Raw genomic sequence first — 21,058 nt, 5'->3', positions numbered from 1 at the left:
ATGATTCCATTCTTGTAACGTGATGTTGTAATTGCACTGAATGTACTCAAATATCTCTTTCAACCTATTCGATATTTCATCACTTATTACTTTTCTCCGATACTTTACGACTAGAATAAGATGATAATGAAGCGAGAACACTGAATGATTATTAGAGTCTAATTCCACATATATCACAGCCTTTTTTATATTACGACTGAACAATTATATTATAGCCTGGGCTAATCCAAAAGGGAAGAGCGTTGCCATTCATCCCATCACTTTAGAAGTGAGGGAATTCTGACAACTTAGGGTTAAAAGGGTCGGTCGGCTACCTTGCCACGAAGGGAGGAATGCCTTGTGACAGTATTTGAAGCAATTATGTTGATGCTACCTTTGGTACGCTCATAGTTGCCATTCTGTCCGATAAACGCAAATAGACCGCCCCCGTAGCAAAGGAATGCGGTCTATTTCATCGTGCCCTTATGTTACCGAAGCCCACCGCCCTTAAAAGCGGCTATTGCTCAGAGGAGTCGTGTTACCAGCACGACTCTCTTTGCATTTTACGTCTAATCTGCTCTTATTATACCATACTCAAATCTCCGGCGTCACATGTAAACCACGCTAGATACGATACATTTCTTTATACTCATCCACATATAAAACTTCAATACAATTCGACCAATTCAGAATCGAACCTACAAAATCCTGAATATCCAGACCCGGCATCTCATACGTCTCCGCTGTGTTCACCGAACCTGTTGCGTCCTCAATCAAGGTTACCTTAAACCCTTCGTGTTCTGCAGTAATTGCCGTAAACAGACAACAATATTCCATGTTGAATCCAACAATAAATACATGTTCTACTTGATGCTCTTGTAGCCAAGTTCTTAGCTCCGGATTGCTGAAGGCACTTGGTTTGCTTTTCTCCATAACGGGATACTGACCCGTACCCATTATAATTTCCAGTTTCGCAGCATTTTTATAGAACAGTGAAGAGCCCTCCTGATCGTAATCTACATGTTTCATGTATATGACTGGCTCATGTTGCTGTTCAAAATCAGCGATAACCGCTTCAATCTTGCCCAACTGAGCTGTGAAATCCTTCAATGATGTAATCCCATATTGCACATCCAACACGATTAGTGCTTTGTTCATCTGCACTTCCCCTTCAGTAGACTAACAGGTTTTTATCCATCATTTACTGCTTCTTCTCCTGAGCTTTTTCCACATTTTCTTTCACCCGAAACTCCACAATTCGGCGAATCAGCTCCTCCGGCAATGGCTGATCCAGCGGAAACTGGACAGATCCCTTGCCCCCTTTATACTTGGAGAGTTCCTCCTTGAATGCAAGAATTCCACTGGGAGCAGGGTAAAAGCCAATATGATGCGGGTATGCGGCAAAATGAACCAAATTCCCATGCTGGGCATACGTGGGCATCTTATAACTGATCTTCTCTTCGGCGTTCGGAGCCGACTCGCGAATAATCTGTCTTAACGCCTGTAATCTGACCTGTAGGTCGGGTGCAAACTCCGAGATATATTCATCTACCAGTACCGAATAATGGTTACTCTCAGTCATCTTGAACTCCTTCCACCACGGGGTACATCAATGGATTCGTGGTACGGGCATATTGGCTTATATTGTACTTCATGTGGACAAACGGAACAGCTATTTTCCTGCAATTTGAAACGTTAGAATTAAGGCTGGAATTACAAGGTCATGGCTCGACCATTACGCATCAGATAATCTTCTTTTGTTTTATAATCCGGCATGACACTGCCGATCCGTCGCCAGAAGGAGCGATCATGATTCATGTGGTGAATATGGCAAAGTTCATGAATGATGACATAATCCATCACTTCCAGTGGCGCCATGGCAAGGCGATAATTGAACGTAAGCTTTTTGTCCCAGCTGCAACTGCCCCATTTGGTGGGTGAATCTACGATCTCTACTGACTTCGGCTTTACCTTTAACTCCTGTTGATAACGACCGATGCGCTCCCCAATCATGCGTTTACACTCGGCAAAATAAAACTTCTTCAGATTCGCTCGCAGCTCCTCTTCTGTAAGCCCCTCTACAGGGATTAAGTCTTGCAGTGCATGCTCCTTGCCAAAAAGCAAAAACTTCCCCTTGCCCTCATCTTCGTATTCCTTGGCTTGAGGACCGTCGAGCGCTCGCTGCATCAGAGCGGAATTCTTCAAAATCACATCCCCATGCTGCTCTACAAGTTGCCGGATCATGTCTTCACTGGTACCATTGGGTGCTTTGATTGTTACCATATAAGGTAAGTCCATCGTGATGGAAACTTTCTTGCGTTTGCCATATTCGATATGACAGTTAATGCTGTGATTATTTAATTCTATAGTTAACATAACGCGCTCCGCTTCTGGCACTCCGATGACAGAACAACCTTCCGATCGCTGTTATCCCCAGATTTTTTTGATTCCTTTTAAAAAAGGAAAAATCCGTGGATAAAGGCGAACACTTCGCTTCTTCAGGTTATTTCTGTCCTCTCCGTTAATGTGTAAAAGATATATACATTCTTTCAACCAAATCAAATTGTATACCATCTCTGACCATAATGCATACTGTTCGACGATATATATGTTCGCATTGTATTTTTATACATTATTATGTATTATTACTTAATCATAAAATCGGAGGTTGGATATGACGCATACTATAGATTCAGAACACATAACCATTGAAGAACTATCGCTTAATCACTGGCAGCCCTTGTCCACCTTACTGTATGACGGTTGGGTACTACGTTTTGCCGAAGGATATACCAAACGTGCCAACTCCATTCAACCGATACACTACTCGACTCTGGATGTGCATGAAAAGATTGAAGAATGTGAGCGCATCTATGCCTCCAATCAGTTAAATACCATATTCAAAGTCACACCGTTTATTCAGCCGGATCATCTCGACCAACTTTTGCAAGAAAAAGGGTATGGCGTTGTCGATCTGACCCGTATCCAGACTCGGAGTCTGGAAGAGATCAAAGAGCCTGTGCACCAAGCTGTACAGATTGATGAACAGTTGACCACAGCGTGGCTGGATCACTTTTGCCGACTGAACAAGGTGAATGATCTCCAACGGGAAACGACGAAATTAATGTTGGACAATATCCGGACAAAGGTAGGTTTCATCTCGCTGTTGATTGACGGGCAAGTCGTCGCTTGTGGGTTCGGTGTCATCGAACGTGGCTATATTGGATTATATGATATCATTACAGACGCTAACTTCCGGAATCAGGGACTTGCTGAACAGATGATCCTGCATCTATTGCATTGGGCCAAAAAACAAGGTGCTACATCCAGTTTCCTGCAAGTGGTTGCGAATAATGCACCTGCCTTGAAGCTTTACGCCAAGCTGGGTTATTCAGAAATTTATAGTTATTGGTACAGAGTCAAAGAATGGAAAGAGTCTTGATCAAGTTCAACAACATCTTGAAACCAAAAACTGCCCTCCTCCTATAAAGGAAAGGCAGTTTTAAATTTGGTTCGTTATTCTTTACAACTCTCTTTACAGGGTTTAGTATCTATTGCCTACTCTTTTCTAAATTGGCAGTTTCACCAGCACCTCATAATTCACGCCGGCCTGTATATTCTTGATGATGTCGCCTTCAATCCGCTGACCATCAACATGCACTTCAATCGCCTGGACAGTTGTGTCCTTCTTCATGTTCACGTTAAGCTCAGCCCCGCGGAACAACCGTGTGACCGATGCCTCGTTCCAATCTTCAGGAAGTTGCGGACGAACCTGAAGTCCTTGTGTGTGACCTTGCAGTCCGAACAAGCCATCGATCAGACAACGATACACCCAAGGCACTGTGCCGGTGTTGAACAGATGACTGGAGCGCCCCGCTGTACGAGGGAATTGACGATAGGCTCCGCGATAATAATTCGGGATAAATACAGGTAATTGTCCCCGTTGGAGAATATCCTCGCCATCAGGGCCAGGAATCATTTTACGCAGCAAACGATACGCCTTCTCCTTCTCGCCCACCAGGTACAACGCGTAGATATAGAAAGCTGCCGCGTGATTGTACACGGCTCCGTTCTCTGCACTTCCCGGATGTTTCTGCGTAACACGGCCTACATCTTCCCGCATCGCTGTGAAAGACGGCGCCAGCTTCTCGACACCATAAGGCGTCTCCAATTGTTCCTCTACCGCGCGAATTAACTTATCTTGTTTCTCCTGATCCGCAGCACCGCTCATAAGTGCCCAGCTCTGAGGATTGATATAGATGCGTCCTTCCACGTCCTTGCTTACACCAAACACTACGTTATCGTCCGTAATGCCTCGCGCATACCAGTCCCCATCCCACAGATACTTATTTGCTGTTGCATTCGTCTGATTGGCTTCCTGACGGAATTCCGCTGCAACCTCCGCATGCCCTGCCTGTTCAGCAAGATCTGCCCACACATTAAAGGCATATGCCGTCGCAATGGTCAGCCAGCCGGATACGCCTTTGCCTTTGTATCCCACCATGTTCATCGGATCACACCAGTCACCCTGATTGATATAGTTCAACCCACGCGCATCCCGCTCATGGATCAACCAGCGCATCGCGAGATTTATATGTTCAAGTACGGAAACCTTCTGTTCACTGTTTGTAAAAGGAACCTGTTCTTCCAGAATGTTATAATCATTCGTTTCATCCAAATAGGTCTTCATACAGACCGGAAGCCAGATACAATGGTCGGTATGAGGAACCTGGTTGATATATTTCAGTTCTGCGTCCGGGTGCAAAATAATGCCGTCTGGCATCGCGCCGCTTATATGCTACTGAGACAAAGCGGTCAAGAACGCAGCCCGCGCAATCTGCGGCTGAATGTAACTCATGCCCATGTTGTCCTGCAGATAATTCCGCGTCTGCGGATCAGTTGTCAGACGATTGGTTTTGCCATGATAGTACATCTGGCGAGGCAGCCAGTGATTCACGACATTATCTAGCCAGCTGTCCGGTGTCTCAATCTGGATGTTCCCTTTCCCATCTGCAATATAATCAGCATATTCCTGCTCGGCTGCCGTGAAACCATCCTGTCCTTTCTCATTCTGCTTCACAAAATAATGCTGACGAATGCCTTCCATCTCTGTCTCATCATGAGCCGGGCCAAAGATAAATCGATACGCCTGCTCCGCTCCCGCTTCCAGCTCAACTCTGTATTGCAATGCAGCCACAGGGGTCTCATACCGTGCATCTCCTCCAGCCAGTGTCTCCGACTGAAGTCCGGATGGATTATGAAGTCCACCTTCGCCTTCAAAGTTCTCATGATTCACTTCCCAGGCGGTCGGTTGGTGATCTGCAAGCAGATAGGTTTTGTCGCTATAGTTTTTGATTTTACTGTAATCCTGATATTTCTGATACGGCGTAACCGCCGAGCAGACAATGCCCTGCAAATCTTCCACATATGAACCGGACTGGTTCATCCAGGACATATAGCCAACCGAATAATACGGGTAGATACTCAGCTTGCGTTTTCTCGAAGACAGATTGGTTACCTTCACACGCCACAGCTCCATCACATCTTCCTTCGGCAGACGCAGGGACATCTCGACGCAAATGTCATTCTGAATCACTTTCCAGTGAATATCGTGTTTACCCACAGCGAACGTATAGCTATCCGCCTGCTTGCGAACCGGTTCGTACGGGGCGGAGAAGATTTCGCCATTTCCTTCATCTTTAATGTAGACAAATCGTCCCGGATGGTGGGCATAATATGGCTGCTCTGGTTGCATAAACGTCTTGGCTTCCAGGTTGGGCGCGTACGAGTATTTGGCAGGTTCGGGCTGCATGAATTGGGCCACAGCATAACCCCGGCAATTCACATGAATCATCATCTTTTCATTCCAAAGGAATCCGGATGCCTTTGGTAAACTTGTAGGGCTTGTTAGTTCAACATATTGATTATCTTCCGTTGCTCTAATCATCACTGAACCTCACTTTCAGATTATGGAGTCAAAAGACAGAAAACGTTTTAGGTAACTTGTATACAACTTCGTTCATTATAACACGGGAACGCTTACAATGAATTGAAAACTAAAAAAGAGCTGAGAAACTCAGCTCTGATTACGTTCCAATTGTTTCTTGATGCCCAACCTGTCGATCTGAATCCAATACTCTGCAATTCGTTCGTTTTCCACTCGATATACTGCACTCGCAATTTCAATCACTGGGAGGTTGGTTGGAATGTATCCATCCACTTCGCCAACATGGGTACCTGTTTGTCTCCAGCGCACATAGACTTTATCACCTTGCGCCAGCAACTCCTGAATTTCGAGTGAAAACTCCCCGTAAGCTTCGATCATTTCTCGCACATGATCCGCATAATCGGAAGGTGTTCGGGTCAGCGTGACCTCTTCTTCAGATATCACTTGATGGGCTAGTACTTGTTCCGCCATCACGCTGCTTGCATAATCAGGATTTCGGCCTGATCGGACTTCTTCAAAAAAGGTTCTGACAATCTGTTCTGCTGTCATACGCCACCCCAGTCTATTCAAATGTTCCGCTTACATATATAAATATGTAGTAACTCTTGTATTTTAACATGGAACCTACGCCACGTAATTACAACTGTTCTATTGTTCTACAGGACTTAAATCCTACCCTCTCACCTGTGCCACGCTAGGCAGTTATGCCATTCTGGACCCGAAACCGAATCAGAAGTAACTTAATTACACAACAATCCCCTTTGCTTTTCAACAAGCAAAGGGGATTTTTTGTCTATTATTGGATAGCTTCAAACCATTAATTTAACCTGTTTCAATCTGGTAATAAAAGAAGAAATAAATGCTTTCTCTTTTGTGAGATTCTGTTGCAACCTCTCACTTATTTTACTAAGTGTACTTGCATCACGCGTTATATTGTACTTCAGAACTATATTTCTCAATTTAAAGTAGTCCTGTTTCAGCACAGTGCTTAATTCCATAAAGGTTACATCTCGATCAATGATTGATTTCTCCATTAAATAAGATAAACGCAACTCCATTAGCAGCTTATGCTCATACAAGAGATGAAAGACTCGTGAATCCAATGCTTCTCCAACTAGGACTGCCTGCTCAATATCGGTAAAGATGCGCTGAATGGCTTGCATTCCAAAATCGTATTTCTGATCTCTCACTAAGTCATATGTCTCGCTTGAGTTAAGATAGTTTTCCATCGCCGTTATAATCTGCTCCACATGAATTGCATAATTGATATTCTGGATAGGCTTGAGAAATCTCACTTCTGTCCAAAAACTGTACTCATTAGACATGGTCCAGTAGCCTTTCTCAAGTTCATCCAGACTACATACCGTTTGTATGAATTTACCATCATCTAAATTATCAGCAATGTATATCAAATTATGCTCCAGATCATAACCATAGACGAGTAATTCATGGTTGAGATGTTCTCTTTGATAAAAGTCTGTACTGGCAATATAGTAGCGGTCTGCATAGATGAATAAATAATACCCCATGTCTATTGATTCAGTGATCACATCCCGCAGCGATTTCCCCCATTTTTTTATCACCATATCCTGGGGCAGGCTGTGATAAGCAATGCCGGGACAGGTACTTAGCAGAAACTGATGAGAATCAAACGAAAAAATTCCCCATCCATGTGCATACCTGATTTGTATAAAGTTATCGAAAATCCATGGCCATAAATCTTCGTGCATAACGGATGTTAATGTCCCATATGATGTGTACGTGCTTATGACGGGTTCACCTAGTTTAAGTACATTCTTGGCCATTACAGAATTCCTCCTTCGATTCCTAGGCATAGTGTATTGATCTGAACAGATTCATTGTATAAGCAACGCACTCTCAGAGCTGGGAGCGAAGATCATGTTCTTGAATATATTACCATGTACCTTTCCTGTTTTATATAAGAACGCTTTCATATATAAAAATATTTTAATTTCTCATTTTAACGACAAAAAAAAAGAGGATACCGCCCCCAATAAGGAGACCGTATCCTCATACCCAATGATCGGATTACCTAAGACTATTTATGGACTAACCGTACCGCCATTCGCATTCAATGTCTCGCCGCTCACATAGCTGGATTCCTGGCTTGCCAGGAAAACAAATGCCGGAGCCATCTCGGCAGGTTGTCCTGCTCGACCAAGCGGTGTGTTGGAGCCAAAATCGGCTAGCTTCTCGACCGGTTGTCCACCCACGACCTGAAGTGGTGTCCATACCGGGCCTGGTGCAACAACGTTGACACGAATTCCTTTGCTACCCACCTGTTGGGCCAGCGCTTTGCTGAACGTGTTAATCGACGCCTTCGTTGTCGCATAATCCAGCAGGATTGGCGAAGGTTTGTACGCCTGAATCGATGATGTGTTGATAATGGAACTACCCGGCTTCATGTGTTTCACAGCTGCTTTGCAGAGCCAGAACATGGAATAGACATTTGTTTTGAACGTTGCATCGAACTGCTCGGTAGTCAGATCCGCAATCTGCTCTACATACTGCTGTTTACCTGCCACATTAGCAAGGATATCAATCCCGCCAAGCTCTTTTACCGCAGATTCAATGAGTTCCTCACAGTATTTCTCATCCTTCAGGTCACCAGGCATCGTGATCGCTTTGCGACCGGCTTCCTCAATCAGCTTAACAACTTCCTGCGCATCTGCTTCCTCTTCGGGCAGATAGGCCAGCACGACATCTGCGCCTTCACGAGCAAACGCAATCGCTGCCGCCCGGCCAATTCCGCTGTCGGCTCCGGTCACAACCGCTTTGCGTCCCGTTAGACGTCCGCTACCTTTATAACTTTTCTCACCCGCATCCGGAACAGGAGTCATCTCACGCTGGAGTCCCGGCTCATCCTGTTGCTGTTTCCACTCCGGTGTAGCCTTCGGATATTGTGTCGTTGGATCTTGCATGGTGTGCTGGTCTTGAATAGCCATGTTCAATTCCTCCTCGGTGATTTACATTGATCACTACGATCACAGAATAACCTTCCGATCGCTGTTATCTCCAGATTTTCTCTCCCTTATATAAAGTGAAAATCCGGTGATAGCATATGCTTCCGATGTAGCTTTCTTGCAGAAAGCTTTTAGGCGAGCACTCCGTTTCTTCCGGTTATTTCTGTGCTCTTCGTTATCATGTAAATATTAAATTTATTATCAGAAGTTGTTTTCTTAAATGTTGCACTCTCTCCTTTGTAACCGAGTTGGGCGTTATTTAAACTAAGCTAACCAGATTCCCTGACAACCGTCATACATTGAATCTCCTCTAACTGGAGATAGATAATAGAACATGAGGTGATCTCGTTGAACCCAAATAAAGAACCCTATTCCATTGGTGAAGCAGCCAAACTGATCGGCTCCACGGTGAAAACAATCCGTTATTACGATGAGACTGAACTGTTACAGCCCTCCACTCATACGGAAGGCGGACATCGACTCTATACAACGCAAGACCTGTGGCAACTCGAACTCATTACAACACTTCGTTATCTGAATTTCAGCATACCCGATATTCGAAAGCTCATGTCTGGTGAACTGTCGGTAGCACAGGCACTGGATCTGCAGATTGAAGCCTTGGAGACCCAGATCGGCACGATGAATTCCATGCTCTCCATTTTGCAGCAAGCGAGGCAGCATGAAGAAGAAACCTCACTACATTCGGAGGAATCTCTCACCTATATCTCCAGTCTGGTAGAATCCCTGACGGCCAATGCGAGCAGGCGAAAACAATTTGTTGCTGCCAAAGTCGATGAATCTCATCTGCTTGACAGCATTCCGCAAGATTGGAGAGTTTCGTTCCTGCATTTTTTCGACAAATACATGATGAAAGATACAAAACTGACGGCTCAGCAAACACTGGCCTGGAAGGAAATTCAGGAACTGATCAATGATCCGGACTATTGGGCCGATCTGGCTCGGCTGGAGGTTCCATTCTTCATTATGGCGAATCAGCCACAAGTCCAAGCGGAGGTCTGGGTAAAAAAAATGGAGGCTATTCTCATTCGCACTACCGAAGCTCTGGACAAGCGTTGGGCAATCGATAGCCCTGCTGTGCAAAGCATGGTGTGGGACTTTGTGTTGATGTATGCAAGTGTCGAGCATGTCGAAACACCTGAAGTATTTTTTCGCAAACAGGCCCGGTATATGCTGGACTCCGTGACGGATCGCATTCTGCGTTTTAACAAGCTGTGCAAGATGATGAATCCCGAATGGAGCCAGATTGTAGATGGCATTAACCTGTTGCAGGAGGGCATGCGGTTACGGTTAAAACAAATGGAAGAAGACTGAACTCCGGTCTCCTTCCATTTTTACGTTTAGCCTTTTTTTAACGAATAGGACTCATGTTCTCCTACTTCCTTGTCCATATGAAGCGGTTGCCCTTTCAAGTAGTGGTTGAAGAAATCAATTGTTGTATCGTTGACCAACTGTTGCGTCCCCCGCGCATCTACACCCTGTGTCCATTCGAGCAGTGGAGAGATCAGGTAGAGATCGGAGAAACTCAGATGTTGGGTGTTGGTCAACTCCATCCAGTAGTTCCCTCCTGCGGTTACCGGCTCATAGCGCTCGTACACTTCCTCATAGTACTTCTCGGCTTCCGGACGGGTTGTGCCCATCGCAGCGATCTCTTCGTCACTCATGACACTTGTGCCTGCAACGGTTGAGTCTGCACTCATCATCAGGAACGGCTTGCCCACGCCTTCCGCAGGAATACGTTTCTCGCCAAACAATACACCATCCATATTCATGCCTGCTTTCACACGTGGATCATCCATTAACAGCTGTACTGTCGTTGCTCCGCCAAATGAATGCCCAAACATGCCGATGTTGTCCAGATCCATATGTCCTGTAAAGCGTCCACTCGGGTCCCCTTCAGCCAACTTCTCCACCTCATCCAGTACAAACTGTGCATCCTTCACCCATGTCTCATTCAACTTGTCCATGTAACTGAATTGCAGCTGCTCAAAGCCTTCTTTCCCTTCGGATTCAAACTGCGCCACACGTCCATCCGGGAATACAGACACCAGACTGCTATACGTGTGATTAATGCCCACAACAATGTAACCCTGACTGACCAGTTGCTCGACCTGGAACGTATTCTGATTTTCATAACCATGCAGACCATGAGAGAAAAGAACAACCGGATACTTGGCTTCGGCATCAGATAACTGGGCTTCCTGAATCGCATGCGTTTTGACCTGACTCAGACTGGAAAATAACAGCTTTGGCAGTTTCAGCACTTCATTGAAGGCTGTCCCGTAGATCTCCGGCTTACTAACATAAGGGGCTGTTGCTCCCTCTGCTTCTGGATTCGTTGGATACCAGATCTGTACCATCAGCTCCCGTTTCTCCCCAGCGTTACTCGTCAGAAGTTCCTCCCGGTTGCTATCTGTCCAGTCGTAGGATACCGTTCCGATTCCATAGGGACCTGCTGGCTTGGTAAACGAAAACACTGGGAACAGCAGCGGCAAGCCAATGCTCACAACAGCGTATGCCACCACCAGGAGAGACGTTGTGATGATTCGAATATGTCCGAATTTCCCCGCCACAGTCGACGTCGAAGCAGATGCCCCGGAACGTTTACTGTTCAGCGAGGTTACACCTGACTGTTGCTGGCGTCTTGTCTTAGTAAATAATACAATCAGTGGAACTAACGTGAGCAGATACGCTGGAATCATCGGCCAACGAAGTCCTTCGACCACACCATGGATGATCAGCAGCATACCTAGCATACCTGATATGGCGAATCCACCCCATGCCATTTTCCGAAAATGTGGATTCTCTCTCCCCATCCCGATTACCCCCACTAATATAAGCAGGTTAAAAATAAGATGAATCCATTCTACCGTCCTCATATGCTTAACGCCTCCCTTGTCTGCCGCAATTTAATTTGAATTGTATCGCGCGGCAACTCTTCTACCTCCCATCTTAAAACCTCCAGTTACAGGAGATTCAAGCATGAATTTTACTGATAAAAAAATGCATTCCCTGAGTGAGACTGAATCACCCGCAGGTTCTCCAATCGTTTCATGAAATGCATCTATGATATTACAATATAAGTTGATCTTTGAATATTAGACTAGCGATCTTCGCCGCCATCTATCCGTTGTCTTTTGCCGATACCAAATGCGAAGTATCCAGCCACCACGATGGCCATAAACGTAGCATCCTGATCTGTCGGTCTAAAATAGAAAGCAAAAAGAACCTCCTGAATCAGGAAAGTTCTTTTTGTTCTGAGCTACATGTTTCAACTCAATTCCCTTAACTATTACTACTTCATAATAGCAGGCAGTTCATTCAACAATTCACGCATCGTATAGGCGTCACGTTTATTCCACTTTTGCTCCACTACATACACATGGCCATTCTTTACTGCGGGCAGATCCGTCCATAAGGCTGACTGCATCAGCTCGTCATTCTCCGCAGAATCTTGTCCTGCTCCAGCAGCGATCAGAAATACGTGATCCCCCGCAAACGCTGGAAGATTCTCGAGTGATATCTGGGCCCACGGCAAATTCTCATCAATGGTTACTTTCTTCACCTCATCCGGAATCTTGAATCCATGGGGTGAATATAGGTCACCCGCAAGTCCTGTTGTCATCACATACAGACTTCGGTTTACGTTTAGAAATACCGTGGCCGTATCATCTGGACCGATGTTCACGCTCTTTTTGAACTCATTCCACGCCTGCTCCGATTGAGCCTCATAATCAGCCAACCATTGCTGAGCTTCTTTCTCCTTGTTCAATAGAAGACCAAGCACAGGCAAACGTTCCTCCAGTGGAGCATCCACGTCTACTCCAACCGTTGGCGCCACTTTGGCAATCTGGTCCAATTCATCCCCTTGAGCATGAAGCCCTGTAATGATTAGATCAGGCTGCAGATCCACCAGCTTCTCCAGATTCAGCGGTGCACCAAGATCCTCAATGTCCTTCACCTGATCTTCGTATATGGAGTCTGATAATAAGCGCCCATCCTGACCAACCGCATCTGCCCCAAGTACCAGCATATCTCCAAAGGTTTTGTTATCATAATACACGATCCTTTGCGGATTTGTCGGAATCTCTACTTTACGTCCCAGATAATCCACGTACTCTTTGGTTTCCGGTTTCTCCGCAGCTGCTTCCGCTTCTTTGACAGCTGTCTGCTCTGTTGTTCCCTCATTTACCGACCCACCTTCATTGCTACTACATGCACTCAGGCCGATACTCAGCACCAGAACCGCACCAATAGACCATCCCCATCGTTTAACACTATACATGACGTTCTCCCCATTCACTCTGTTTTAATGATAATCATTATCACTATCTTCTACCTATAGTACCGATCCCGCAGAGGCGCTTCAATGGACAATTCAAGGGCTTTTCAGACAATACTTAGCAGGCGGTACGACCAAGTTCTGTTCGATCTTTCCTATGAATTGGTTGATAAAAAAGTATATTTACACTATGCTGATCTATGAGAATCGTTATCAATTAGTAAGGAGATTATGGCATGAAGCTTCTATTACATACAGATCAGGAACATGAAATCTATTCGCTTAGCGAGGTTGATTTTATGGAGGCACCCGTCAGCATCACCCCTTCGTCAGAGCACCGTCTCCTCATCGTCGTTTCGGGGAATTTCAGGTTGCATCTGGGGGAAGAGACCCTTACTGCCATTGAAGAACAATGTTTTTATATTCGACCTGGAGGCAACATTGTACTAACCAGGCAGGATCATGAGCCGTTCGCCGTCTATATGCTTTCTTTTCATGTAATCAAAGTTCAGGATGGTGCGGTATGGTTTGACACAAGTGCTACCTTTGATAGAAGTACGTTGCGATCCGATCGTTCCTATTCCAGCGTGCACACCATTATTCAAAATATGATTCGTCAACGCCCCTATATCAACAAAGCAGAAAGCAGTGCCTATCAACCTATGTTCCATATGCTGATGCTGTCTCTCTCTGAACACAATACAAAAGGTCCATCTTTGGAAAATGCCAGAGATGCCGTTAAACGTACCCTTATCTATCTGCAGGAACACTACGCCGAGAAAATTAAAGTTCAGGAACTATCCGATTTATCCGGGGTCTCCTTATGGCAATATAATGAGCTGTTCCGCTCACTGACAGACAAAACCCCGATTGAATATCTAACTGAGATTCGTTTGAATCGTGCTAAAGAATTGCTTCTGCAGACAGAAGAAACCATTGAGTCCATTGCCCATCAAGTTGGATTCAATGATCATTATTACTTTGTCAGACGGTTTCGGCAAAAGACCGGATTACCCCCACGAGAGTATGCAGCGATGTATAAGCAAAGCGACAGGGACATTCTTTTCCGTGACTCTACAGGTAGGCTATTGGAACTTCCCAAGGACAAATCACGTATTGTATATCTGGATCGCAATACTGTAAGTGACTTAATTGTCCTGAATTTGTTTCCAGTCGGCAGTCCCAAGAATCTATCGGGCCAATTCATCGATACCGCCCCAATGAAAAACACAACCGAAATCAGCTTTCCACCCCAGCCTGAGGAGATTCGGAAGTTGAAGCCCGACCTTATTCTCGTTGCCAACTACTACGGTATCTCCCTGGATGAAATGACTACCATTGCTCCAACCATTGTGTTGAATCGTGAGCAGACATTGGATAGCCGTTTGCGAACTCTTGGCCAACTTTTCGACAAAGAACAAGAAGCGGAACGTTGGCTGATCCGCTATGACGCTATGGCCGAATACATGTGGAAGCTGTGCAAAGACGCATTCGTACCCGGCGAAAGTGCTTCCGTTCTTGTCCACGCTGATGATGGCAGACTCTATGTTATGGCCTCTCACGGTCTCCCAAACACGCTTTACCATGCCAATGGATTCAGACCTCCTCTTGAAGTTACTGCATTAATAGAACAAGGCGAGGCTTTTATTTCTATTGAAAAAAGAGAGCTTGAGCGTTATATGGGCGATCGTATTTTTATTATTTCGCCCCACAGAGATGGGGATGTCGATGACCCTACCTCTTATGAGTGCAAGAGGAGTTGGATGAACAGCCACCAATGGAGCGAGCTTACTGCGGTGTGTAACGGAAAAGTGTATCACGTAGGACAACACTGGAACATGGAAGGTGCACTGGAACGTATGCATGTGCTACATGCTTTGCCAGAACTGTTGCGTGGAACTATGATGAAGAATTGACCTGCTTGTATAAAATTGAATAATGGGAGACTTTACATGCCTGAATTTTTACTAGTCTTATTTTTGTTTAACCTGTCTCTCTTTCTGCTTCACGAAATGGATGCCATCCGGCGGTCCGAGTGGAAATTGTTTATGGTGTTAAAAGATATGGAAGATGATCAAGCCTATAGGTATTTCACGTGGATTCATTTACCTATGTACACGATCATCCTCTCTCTTCTTTTTAGCTCATATCAGACCATTACATTTTGGGTGCTGGATATCTTTTTCATCATACATACCGTATTACACTTCTTTTTCGAAAAACATCCTCGAAATGAATTTAAAAACGGGTTCTCCAGATCATTGATCTACCCTATGGGAATAATTGCTTTAATTCATTTGATATTCCTAATCATCTAATCTGTTTACACCGACGGAATGAAGGAAGCTGGAAAGGTATTGTTGAATAACAATGAATATGGAGGTGTGCCTATGCAGCCGCATCATGCAGAACGAGTTGAATTATTTGTTTCCAACACCCAGATCATCAAGAAGTCGTTCAAATGGCAACATGCGATGATGCAACGTCTGGCTGCCCTGCTCTATGCAGCGGAGAATAAAACAGCCGATGGGGAAGCTATTCGTCAAAGCCATGAGTTGATTAAGCAAAACACAAAACTATTCTCTGCATTCAGAGGTAATGCGGCCATTAGCATTGCTACCATGTTCTCCCTTACAACGGATGAAAAGACGAGACTGGCAGACACCTTACATGTCTATGACTTGATGAAAGAGATCAAATTCCGCACCTCGGATTATCTCGTTATTGCCGCCTATCAGATCGCTACTCAGACATTACCTGACCAGTTTCAACCTACGGTGGAGCGGGCCAAATCATTCTATGATGGCATGAAAGCAGAGCATCGTTTCATCACTGGACAGGATGACTACATTTTCGCTGCCATGTTAGCCCTTTCCGATCTCGAGGTGGATACTGGTGTGGCACGTATGGAACAACTTTATGGGGAATTAAAGCCAGAGTTCTCTTCCAGAAACAGTGTGCAGGCGTTAACACAGGTACTGGTTCTTGGAGATGATCCCCCGGATGCAGCTGCTCGTGTGATTGCCTTAAATGAAGCTTTTCGTAAAAGGGATCTTCGAATGGACAAAACGTACACACTACCCTCTCTCGGGATACTTTCTCTACTGCCTTCGGACAGAGACTCATTAGTGGATGAAGTCGCGGAGACAAATGACTGGTTACGGACTCAAAAAGGCTTCGGTGCCTGGTCAATCGTCAAACAGGAGTTGCTCCTGTTCTCGTCTGCTCTGGTAGCCATTCAACATGTGGAGAATCTGCGGAACGGTGTGCTTACGACAGCAATCTCAACCAGTATCACGAATATTATCATCGCCCAGCAGGCCGCCATGGCCGCAACTGCCGCAGCATCGGCTGCTGCCGCTTCTTCATCATCATCGAACTAATAAGTGACCCTGTTACCTTCAATATAAGATGAAAAAGACCCTCCCGAGTTCAAGTTCACTCGGAAGGGTCTTAAAACATTCAAGCCTACATCTAAAATAATGTTCATGATTCGCTACGATCTCATCCCCGTATCCCGGAATTCTTCCACGAAACTATCCAGCCAATCCGAACCATAGTCCAGCGCACCCGTATCACTCTCAATAAAAGCAACATCTAGTCCCATCACCCAGAATCGGCGAGCAACAATAAAGAGATCAACCGCCTGCTCATCTTCGGCAGAGAAGCTTCTGACTGAACGATACCCTGCCATTAACGCATCCCATAATGCTGCTTTTCGCTCATCAGACTGTCTTTTTCGAACTTTCACTTGAGCTAAATCATAAGCACGCCACCCTTTGGCTGCCCACTCGAAGTCATAATGGATGAACTGATGCTCTTGTTGAAACGCATTGTTATTCCCATGCATATCGCCATGGCACAAGCCGAAGTCGAAACCATGTTTAGAAGCGGCAACGATGCGTTCTTTTAACGTTGTGGCAAACGTATGGAGAAATGCTGCTGCTTCATTGTTCTCACCGATATAGTGAATGATTCGCTCAAGGGGGGCGTCGATGAGAAATTTCAAATCCAGCTCATATCGCGGCAGCTCCACGTTCACCTGATCCAAAGCCTTATGCAATTCAGCAGCAGATTGACCAAAGGCGTAACAAGACTCCTCATCCTCCAGATTGTTCTCCGTACCCTCAATATACCGAAACATCACAGCAACCCGCTTGCCTTCCGCAGCCTCCAACACCGTATATCCCGTATGATCTTTCTTATCAATGTATTCTCCAATGTCGGTATGTTCCGCAGAAGTTAGAGCGTTCTTCAGTTGAGACAATAACGACAGCTCGTACTGAACATCTGCCTCCGTAATTTCAGTGCGGTAGATACGGAGAATATACATGCCAGTGGACGTGCGTACGCGATATGTATCATTCAATCCTCTGAGCCAAAACAAACATTCTTCCCATGTTCCAATGTCATAGTGATTCCTCAATGCAGACTCCAGGTACCTGGGGTTAAGCACTGAACGTAAAGCAGTCGGTTGAATGGACATATGTATGCTCCTTCGGTTTAATATGATTATTTCTCATCTGATGAACGATGTAATCCTTTTCACCTATCAACCTATAACATAGTATACTTTTCATTTATTTTCCAGAATATATATTTTAATGAGTATTACTCTTTAGACTCCTATAGTTCCATCTCTCATCAGCAGGCTATTACACTCTGGGGCGGTGCCAGCGCTCGACAATGCAGCACATTCACGGAAGGCAAAATGTGTGCACCCCCTGCATTTCTGAACATCCAGATGCAATAATGCATAATTGATGGCTTCACCCGTGTGCTCAAACATATGATCAAGACCAATCCGTTCAATCAAGCCTGTTCTTTTCAGCATCTCCAGCGGTTGCGCCTGAATGCCTGAAAGTAAAACCCTGCCCCCGGATCTCTCCATATGTTTGACAACACGGGCCAGATTGGATTCACCTGTTGTATCCATAAAAGGCACCTTGCCCATGCGCAACAGCAGAGTGCCTGGTCGCCGATGAATCGAATCCATGACCGACTTCTCGAACATATCCGCTGCGCCGAAAAAAAGTGGCCCTTCAATTGTATACAGGCTTATTTGCGGACAGTCATGTCCTTCCCGAACCATGTGGGCCATGACTTTCTCGTGTTTATGATCGGGATCGGGCAACACTTTGGCAACCTTCAACATCTCACTCATGCGTTTAACAAATAAAAGGACCGCCAGAATCAACCCAACCTCTACAGCCGTTGTTAAACTTGTAAATACAGTCAGCAAAAAGGTAATAAGCAGAACGAGTGAATCGCTCGTTTTGGTTTTCATGACATGCATGAAGGATCTCCGTTCACTCATATTCCAGGCAACCAGCATGAGAACGGGAGCCATACTGGCAAGAGGAATGTGGGATGCATATGGCGCAAAAAGAATAAGTACCAGCAAAACCACTACACCGTGAATCACGCCAGACCATGGCGATACTGCGCCGGATTTGATATTTGTTGCTGTGCGTGCAATCGCTCCTGTTGCAGGAATACCACCAAACAACGGCGTCACCATATTAGCTATCCCCTGCCCAATCAACTCTCGATTGCTGTTATGCCGACTTCCGGTCATGCCATCGGCAACAACTGCGGATAACAGCGATTCAATTCCACCCAGCATGGCGATGACAAAAGCCGGTTGCAGCAAGTTCACGATACGCTCCCAAGTGATCTCAGGCACATGAAACTGAGGCAAAGAGTTAGGTATCGCGCCAAAGGACGAACCAATTGTAGCCACCTGCCCTTCAAAAAAGAACGCTGCGACTACCGTCGAAAGAACCAGCCCCACCAGTGATGCAGGAACCTTTGGTGCAAACCTGGGCACAAGCAGAAGAACAGCCAGACAGATTCCAGCTGTAAGCACACTGTATATATTAATCGTCGAGATATGCATCCCGATTTCTTTCATATTGGACCAGAAATCCTCGTGTTTCTCTATACCTCGAAGTCCCAGAAAGTTCGTAATTTGTCCGCTAAAAATAATGACAGCGATCCCCGCCGTAAAACCGATAGTCACCGGCCTTGGAATAAACTTGATTAACGCCCCAAGCTTGAATACACCCATTAGTACAAGCATCAATCCGGCCATCATTCCGGCGATCAGCAGATTCTCATATCCATACTGCATCACAATGGCAAAGAGGATCGGGATGAATGCCCCCGTTGGCCCGCCAATCTGGAACTTGGACCCACCCAGCAAGGAAATCAGAATCCCTGCGATTACTGTGGTATACAATCCATACTCCGGTTTGACCCCCGAAGCGATGGCAAACGCCATACCGAGTGGAATCGCAATGATACCTACAATCAGTCCGGATAACAGATCCTTGCGAAAAGCGGCAGCATTATACCCTGCATATCTCCCCATCCATCTCATGTACAATAACCTTCTTTTCTTTATATATTTGAATATTTGAATATATTTAAAAGACTACTCCCCTGCATACGTCCTGTCAATCGGATTACGCACAATTCCAACGGGAGCCTAACACAAAAAACAAGAACCTCCGGTGATTACCCCCAGTTGCTCTTGTTTATTGTGTCAGGACTCTTTACGAATGTCTTCCAGCATGGAAATGGCATCAACCAGATGATTGTCAAAAATCTGTTTAGTGACTGCCAACAGGTCTTTAATCAGCGGATCACGTAGTGAATAGGTGACGGTTGTCCCTTCTTTTATTCCGTGGACAACGTTTTTGCTACGCAATACAGCCAGTTGCTGTGAAACGGCAGAGCCTTCCGATCCCAGAATGCTTTGCAGTTCATTCACGTTCTTGGCTCCTTCACTCAGCAGCTCCAGAATCTGAATCCGCATCGGGTGTGCCAACGCTTTGAAAAAATCCGCTTTAAACTGTTGTATGCTCTGATTCATACGCTATGCCCCTTCAATCGAACTTTTGAAGATGCAAATATCATAACATAGAACGGGTACCATGCTTTACTCTAACCATAACGGTTTGATGGAAAAATTAAGATTGATCACCTTGTGTAGATATGGTGCTGGACAATCCTGTCATATTCGATTACGAGACCCGCGACCCTATGCTCGCTGTCGAAGGGTATGATGTCATCCGGCGCATCTGGGCAGCTGACAAACCGTTGAACGATCCGTTAATCAGTCCAATCTATGGAGATTTCGCCGGTCTGGGCAAAATCAGCATCTTTATCGGGACTCATGAGGGTTTGTTTCCTGATAATATGAAGCTCGACAAACTGCTGACGGATCAAAGAATCGATCATCAAACGTACGTTTACCCCAAAATGAACCATGTCTTTGTCCTCTATCCGATTCGGGAAGCCAGGGATGCTCAGCGTAAAATAGTTAACATCATAAAAAGCTCAGCACATGAAGCTGGACAATAAACTGTAACGCATCCCCCCACTCCTTTCGCAAAAGGAACGAAAAAAGCTCAATCCCTGGACTACGTGATATGCTCCCCCCATAGTAGACAGTAGAAAAAAACAAAACTTCTACGTCTATTATGAGGGGAGTTTTCTCATGTCTAAAAGAAGTCCCATTTCTTTAGAAATCAAATTACACACCGTACAGCGCTGCCTTGAACTCCAATCCAATCCGAATTCGGAAGCTAAACACATTGGGGTGAGCAAGAATTCAGTCAAAGATTGGGTCAGAAAATATAGAGCACATGGGTCGGATGGGTTAAAGGAATCGAAAACGTGGAAAACATACGCCGAGGAAATAAGGCTGGGTGCGGTCAGAGATGTCTTGTCTGGTCAGCTATCTTTATCTGCTGCAACAGAAAAATATGATATTTCAAGCAAAAGTGTGTTGTCGAAATGGATAACCAAGTATACTCAGGAGATCGAAGGGAAACCGGCTCG

At 45.3% G+C, this 21,058-nt stretch carries 17 protein-coding genes and 3 pseudogenes; 7 read left to right on the top strand and 13 right to left on the bottom strand.

Going from position 1 to position 21,058, the window contains the following annotated elements; genetic code table 11:
* The 4 genes from J7E78_RS27960 to J7E78_RS27945 all read right to left on the bottom strand — a co-directional run.
* A partial coding sequence (locus J7E78_RS27960; protein ID WP_215079978.1) for a transposase occupies positions 1-168 on the bottom strand: 168 nt, incomplete at its 3' end.
* 435 nt (positions 169-603) lie between these two features.
* Positions 604-1,137 carry a cysteine hydrolase family protein gene (locus J7E78_RS27955; RefSeq protein WP_215079975.1) on the bottom strand — a complete coding sequence of 178 codons (534 nt, stop codon included), beginning with the start codon at positions 1,135-1,137 and terminating at the stop codon, positions 604-606.
* Positions 1,138-1,180: 43 nt separating this feature from the next.
* The gene (locus J7E78_RS27950) at positions 1,181-1,561 is read right to left on the bottom strand and encodes an iron chaperone (protein ID WP_215079974.1); all 381 of its coding nucleotides are present in this window, start codon (positions 1,559-1,561) and stop codon (positions 1,181-1,183) included.
* A gap of 131 nt (positions 1,562-1,692) precedes the next feature.
* Positions 1,693-2,355, bottom strand: a complete 663-nt coding sequence (locus J7E78_RS27945) for a M48 family metallopeptidase (protein ID WP_215079972.1) — start codon at positions 2,353-2,355, stop codon at positions 1,693-1,695.
* A 298-nt stretch (positions 2,356-2,653) separates the two neighbouring features.
* Here J7E78_RS27945 and J7E78_RS27940 point away from each other — a divergent pair, with 298 nt between their 5' ends.
* Positions 2,654-3,421 carry a GNAT family N-acetyltransferase gene (locus tag J7E78_RS27940; protein WP_215079970.1) on the top strand — a complete coding sequence of 256 codons (768 nt, stop codon included), beginning with the start codon at positions 2,654-2,656 and terminating at the stop codon, positions 3,419-3,421.
* A 126-nt stretch (positions 3,422-3,547) separates the two neighbouring features.
* Here J7E78_RS27940 and J7E78_RS27935 read toward each other — a convergent pair.
* The 4 genes and pseudogenes from J7E78_RS27935 to J7E78_RS27920 form a co-directional block, all read right to left on the bottom strand.
* A pseudogene (locus J7E78_RS27935) lies at positions 3,548-5,926 on the bottom strand (GH36-type glycosyl hydrolase domain-containing protein).
* Positions 5,927-6,055: 129 nt separating this feature from the next.
* A complete protein-coding gene (locus J7E78_RS27930) occupies positions 6,056-6,475 on the bottom strand; it encodes an ester cyclase (RefSeq protein WP_215079968.1) in 420 nt (139 codons plus the stop codon).
* A gap of 260 nt (positions 6,476-6,735) precedes the next feature.
* Complete coding sequence (locus tag J7E78_RS27925) at positions 6,736-7,731, bottom strand: BtrH N-terminal domain-containing protein (RefSeq protein WP_215079966.1); 996 nt, start codon at positions 7,729-7,731, stop codon at positions 6,736-6,738.
* A 258-nt stretch (positions 7,732-7,989) separates the two neighbouring features.
* Entirely contained in the window at positions 7,990-8,892 is a 903-nt protein-coding gene (locus J7E78_RS27920; protein WP_215079964.1) for an SDR family oxidoreductase, read from the bottom strand.
* A gap of 366 nt (positions 8,893-9,258) precedes the next feature.
* On the opposite strand from J7E78_RS27920, the gene J7E78_RS27915 reads away from it, so the two are divergent.
* Positions 9,259-10,242: a MerR family transcriptional regulator gene (locus J7E78_RS27915; protein WP_215079962.1), complete on the top strand. Its 984-nt coding sequence runs from the start codon at positions 9,259-9,261 to the stop codon at positions 10,240-10,242.
* Between the two features lie 26 nt (positions 10,243-10,268).
* Here J7E78_RS27915 and J7E78_RS27910 read toward each other — a convergent pair whose 3' ends face one another.
* Both J7E78_RS27910 and J7E78_RS27905 read right to left on the bottom strand, forming a co-directional pair.
* A complete protein-coding gene (locus J7E78_RS27910; protein ID WP_215079960.1) occupies positions 10,269-11,807 on the bottom strand; it encodes an alpha/beta hydrolase family protein in 1,539 nt (512 codons plus the stop codon).
* A 416-nt stretch (positions 11,808-12,223) separates the two neighbouring features.
* Positions 12,224-13,213: an ABC transporter substrate-binding protein gene (locus J7E78_RS27905; RefSeq protein WP_215079958.1), complete on the bottom strand. Its 990-nt coding sequence runs from the start codon at positions 13,211-13,213 to the stop codon at positions 12,224-12,226.
* A gap of 233 nt (positions 13,214-13,446) precedes the next feature.
* Between J7E78_RS27905 and J7E78_RS27900 the strand changes: the two genes are divergently transcribed.
* The 3 genes from J7E78_RS27900 (at position 13,447) to J7E78_RS27895 (ending at position 16,593) form a co-directional block, all read left to right on the top strand.
* On the top strand, positions 13,447-15,126 hold the full coding sequence (locus tag J7E78_RS27900; protein ID WP_215079956.1) for a helix-turn-helix domain-containing protein: 1,680 nt from the start codon (positions 13,447-13,449) through the stop codon (positions 15,124-15,126).
* 36 nt (positions 15,127-15,162) lie between these two features.
* Positions 15,163-15,528 carry a DUF6713 family protein gene (locus tag J7E78_RS29890; protein WP_311518151.1) on the top strand — a complete coding sequence of 122 codons (366 nt, stop codon included), beginning with the start codon at positions 15,163-15,165 and terminating at the stop codon, positions 15,526-15,528.
* 72 nt (positions 15,529-15,600) lie between these two features.
* Complete coding sequence (locus J7E78_RS27895) at positions 15,601-16,593, top strand: DUF4003 family protein (protein ID WP_215079954.1); 993 nt, start codon at positions 15,601-15,603, stop codon at positions 16,591-16,593.
* 113 nt (positions 16,594-16,706) lie between these two features.
* Here J7E78_RS27895 and J7E78_RS27890 read toward each other — a convergent pair whose 3' ends face one another.
* From J7E78_RS27890 to J7E78_RS27880, 3 genes are all read right to left on the bottom strand, one after another.
* A complete protein-coding gene (locus J7E78_RS27890) occupies positions 16,707-17,696 on the bottom strand; it encodes a phosphotransferase enzyme family protein (RefSeq protein WP_215079952.1) in 990 nt (329 codons plus the stop codon).
* Positions 17,697-17,828: 132 nt separating this feature from the next.
* Positions 17,829-19,592 carry a SulP family inorganic anion transporter gene (locus tag J7E78_RS27885; protein WP_215079950.1) on the bottom strand — a complete coding sequence of 588 codons (1,764 nt, stop codon included), beginning with the start codon at positions 19,590-19,592 and terminating at the stop codon, positions 17,829-17,831.
* 165 nt (positions 19,593-19,757) lie between these two features.
* Positions 19,758-20,087: an ArsR/SmtB family transcription factor gene (locus J7E78_RS27880; RefSeq protein WP_017690603.1), complete on the bottom strand. Its 330-nt coding sequence runs from the start codon at positions 20,085-20,087 to the stop codon at positions 19,758-19,760.
* Between the two features lie 107 nt (positions 20,088-20,194).
* Here J7E78_RS27880 and J7E78_RS27875 point away from each other — a divergent pair.
* Both J7E78_RS27875 and J7E78_RS27870 read left to right on the top strand, forming a co-directional pair.
* Positions 20,195-20,578 (top strand): annotated as a pseudogene (locus tag J7E78_RS27875) (alpha/beta hydrolase); the annotation flags it as partial.
* 136 nt (positions 20,579-20,714) lie between these two features.
* Positions 20,715-21,058 (top strand): annotated as a pseudogene (locus tag J7E78_RS27870) (helix-turn-helix domain-containing protein); the annotation flags it as partial.

The organism is Paenibacillus polymyxa (genome assembly GCF_018614975.1).
GTDB lineage: Bacteria > Bacillota > Bacilli > Paenibacillales > Paenibacillaceae > Paenibacillus > Paenibacillus polymyxa_E.
The sequence above is the reverse complement of the archived record's forward strand: the minus strand, read 5'-3'. Positions and strand labels throughout refer to the sequence as shown.

Bases quoted from the DNA above. Each gene is read 5' to 3' on its own strand.
- J7E78_RS27955 (WP_215079975.1), bottom strand. From the start codon at position 1,137: ATGAACAAAGCACTAATCGTGTTGGATGTGCAATATGGGATTACATCA.
- J7E78_RS27950 (WP_215079974.1), bottom strand. From the start codon at position 1,561: ATGACTGAGAGTAACCATTATTCGGTACTGGTAGATGAATATATCTCG.
- J7E78_RS27945 (WP_215079972.1), bottom strand. From the start codon at position 2,355: ATGTTAACTATAGAATTAAATAATCACAGCATTAACTGTCATATCGAA.
- J7E78_RS27940 (WP_215079970.1), top strand. From the start codon at position 2,654: ATGACGCATACTATAGATTCAGAACACATAACCATTGAAGAACTATCG.
- J7E78_RS27930 (WP_215079968.1), bottom strand. From the start codon at position 6,475: ATGACAGCAGAACAGATTGTCAGAACCTTTTTTGAAGAAGTCCGATCA.
- J7E78_RS27925 (WP_215079966.1), bottom strand. From the start codon at position 7,731: ATGGCCAAGAATGTACTTAAACTAGGTGAACCCGTCATAAGCACGTAC.
- J7E78_RS27920 (WP_215079964.1), bottom strand. From the start codon at position 8,892: ATGGCTATTCAAGACCAGCACACCATGCAAGATCCAACGACACAATAT.
- J7E78_RS27910 (WP_215079960.1), bottom strand. From the start codon at position 11,807: ATGAGGACGGTAGAATGGATTCATCTTATTTTTAACCTGCTTATATTA.
- J7E78_RS27905 (WP_215079958.1), bottom strand. From the start codon at position 13,213: ATGTATAGTGTTAAACGATGGGGATGGTCTATTGGTGCGGTTCTGGTG.
- J7E78_RS27900 (WP_215079956.1), top strand. From the start codon at position 13,447: ATGAAGCTTCTATTACATACAGATCAGGAACATGAAATCTATTCGCTT.
- J7E78_RS29890 (WP_311518151.1), top strand. From the start codon at position 15,163: ATGCCTGAATTTTTACTAGTCTTATTTTTGTTTAACCTGTCTCTCTTT.
- J7E78_RS27895 (WP_215079954.1), top strand. From the start codon at position 15,601: ATGCAGCCGCATCATGCAGAACGAGTTGAATTATTTGTTTCCAACACC.
- J7E78_RS27890 (WP_215079952.1), bottom strand. From the start codon at position 17,696: ATGTCCATTCAACCGACTGCTTTACGTTCAGTGCTTAACCCCAGGTAC.
- J7E78_RS27885 (WP_215079950.1), bottom strand. From the start codon at position 19,592: ATGAGATGGATGGGGAGATATGCAGGGTATAATGCTGCCGCTTTTCGC.
- J7E78_RS27880 (WP_017690603.1), bottom strand. From the start codon at position 20,087: ATGAATCAGAGCATACAACAGTTTAAAGCGGATTTTTTCAAAGCGTTG.